At 71.5% G+C, this 527-nt stretch carries 1 protein-coding gene; it reads left to right on the top strand.

Going from position 1 to position 527, the window contains the following annotated elements; all coding sequences use genetic code 11:
• Positions 1 to 117: 117 nt before the first annotated feature.
• A partial coding sequence (locus IF89_RS0135945) for a TetR family transcriptional regulator (RefSeq protein ID WP_030777643.1) occupies positions 118 to 527 on the top strand: 410 nt, incomplete at its 3' end.

Genomic DNA, 527 nt, shown 5'->3' with positions numbered 1-527 from the left:
CTGGTCGGTGCGGGGGCGGCGGTCCGGGCCGGCCGCCGGGGGAGCGGCCCGGCCCAATTATTGGTCGGGCGCCCAATAGAGTTGCTTATTGGCCGCACACTCAATAGCATCCGCGGCATGTCGTCAAGCGTTCAGCGCAAACGCGTCCGCAAGGACCCGGCTGCCCGACGTGCGGAGATCGTCGCCGCCGCGGCGGCTGTCGCCCTGGCAGAGGGGCTGGAGTGCGTCACCCTGCGGCGGGTCGCCGAGGAACTCGACGTGCGGCCCGGCCTGATCAGCCACTACTTCCCGTCCGCCGAGGACTTGGTCGCCGAGGCGTTCGCCAGTGCGGCGACCACCGAGATCGACGCACTGCTTCCGGTGGAGGGGAGCGAGGGCACCCCCACCGAGCGGCTGGCCCGGTTCCTCGCTCACACCACGGGTGAGGCCTACGACGCCATCAGCCGGCTGTGGATCAACGCGCGGCACCTCAGCCGCTACCGGGACGTGCTGCGCGAACGGGTCGCCCGGCAGGAGACCGTCTGGCG

This window comes from Streptomyces sp. NRRL F-2664 (genome assembly GCF_000719345.1).
GTDB lineage: Bacteria > Actinomycetota > Actinomycetes > Streptomycetales > Streptomycetaceae > Streptomyces.
This window is presented reverse-complemented; position numbering and strand designations above follow the sequence as displayed.